The organism is Streptomyces sp. LS1784, from assembly GCF_020103755.1.
GTDB lineage: Bacteria > Actinomycetota > Actinomycetes > Streptomycetales > Streptomycetaceae > Kitasatospora.
The window spans coordinates 1-1611 of record NZ_JAHSQD010001013.1; the positions used below are offsets into that span (position 1 = coordinate 1).

General features: G+C 75.6%; 2 protein-coding genes. One reads left to right on the top strand and one right to left on the bottom strand.

Annotated elements, in window-relative coordinates; translation table 11 throughout:
* Nucleotides 1–169: 169 nt before the first annotated feature.
* Nucleotides 170–682 carry a SigE family RNA polymerase sigma factor gene (locus tag KS423_RS45185; RefSeq protein ID WP_224285473.1) on the bottom strand — a complete coding sequence of 171 codons (513 nt, stop codon included), beginning with the start codon at nt 680–682 and terminating at the stop codon, nt 170–172.
* A gap of 108 nt (nt 683–790) precedes the next feature.
* On the opposite strand from KS423_RS45185, the gene KS423_RS45190 reads away from it, so the two are divergent.
* Complete coding sequence (locus KS423_RS45190; protein WP_224285474.1) at nt 791–1444, top strand: hypothetical protein; 654 nt, start codon at nt 791–793, stop codon at nt 1442–1444.
* The last annotated feature ends 167 nt before the right edge of the window (nt 1445–1611 follow it).

Consider the following 1611-nt stretch of genomic DNA (forward strand, 5'->3'; position numbering starts at 1 on the left):
AGGACGGCGGCGGTCGACCCGGCCACCACGCCGATCAGGGCCTGCCGGCGGCGGCGCAGCCGGCCTCGCCCGCGGGCGATCACCGCCGAGGTGTCGAGTGCGGCGGGCGGCGCAGGGGCCTCGGCGAGGGCGCTCAGCCGGGCGGTCAGATCACGCTGCTCGTGCGACCTCATGACGTCCTCTCGGCGGTGGTGGGGCGGGTGGCGAGCGTCGTCCGGAGGGTGGCGAGAGCCCGTGAGGTCTGGCTCTTCACGTTGCCCGAAGAACAGCTCATCGCGTCGGCGGTCTGATCGACCGTGAGGTCGCAGTAGTACCGGAGCACCACGGTGGCCCGCTGCTTGGGCGGCAGCGCGGCCAGCGCCTCGCGCAGGTCGAGCCGGGCGTCGAGGTCGGCTGCCACCGCCGCGACGTCCACCGGCGCCGCCGTCCGCGAGGTCCGCCGCCACCAGGGCGAGCGCTGCTCGGCGAGGAAGGTGTTGACCAGCACCCTGCGGGCGTAGCCGTCCAGGTTCTCGACCCGGCCGGCCCGTGACCAGTTCACGTACAGCTTGGTCGCGCACTCCTGCACCAGGTCGTCGGCCCGGTGCCAGTCCCCGCACAGCAGATAGGCGACCTTGCGCAGCCAGCCGCTCCGGGAGGCCACGTACTCCGTGAACTCCACGTCGCGCGTCTGCTTCGCCATCCGCACCCCCTCTCGTCGTGGCGGCGACGCCTTGCCGCGCCGTCCGCCGCTCTAATGCGGGCACCGGTCGGAAGGTTGCATGGGGAGTGCGCACGTAGGCTTTCCGGCATGCCCAACGGCCGGTACTCGCTCCACACAGCCACGACTCCCTTTGGCCACGACCACGTCCTGCTCGGTGAGGAGCGCTTCAGCTGCGCCCCCGGGGCGGCCGGGTGGCGGTACGTCTCCAAGACCTACGCGCCGGACGGCCGGGTGCTCGGCAGCACCGACCTCACGCTGGACTCGCGCGCCCGGCCGCTGCGGATGGAGCTGCGGGCCGGCGGCTGGCAGGTGCGCGGCGGGGCGGTGGACGGGGTGGCCTGGGTCCGTACCGACGCGGCCGACCCGGGCGGCGAGCACGCGGCCGAGGGCCACGACCGGGCGCACGCCTTCACCGGCCGCTCGCCCGGCTTCCTGGTCGCCACCGCCCGGCTGCTGCGGCTGCGGGAGGGGGCGAGCGCGCGGGTGCGGCTGGTGGCCTTCACCGAGCCGGTGCTGGCGCCGCGCACCCTCGACCAGGGGTGGCTGCTGGAGGGCGTCGACACGCACCCGACGGATTCCGGGCCGCTGCTGGTCGAGCGCTACCAGGTGGCGGACCTGGAGACGGGGGAGCAGCAGGTCGTGCACCTGGCCGGGGACGTGGTGCTGGCGGCGGAGGGGATCGAGCTGGAGGAGCTGGAGTCGCCGCCGAACGCCTGGCGGGTGGGGGCGGAGGAGGAGTAGCGGGCCCCGTACGGCCGTGGCGGCCCGCCTCAGGCGGGCGGGGCGAAGCCGGTGTCGGCCGCGGGCTTGTCGGCGGGGGACTTGGCGAGGGACGGAGCCGCCGGGGCGGCGGGTGCAGTGGGTGCGGCCGGTGCGGCGGGCTGCACGGGCACCGGCGGTGCGGCGGG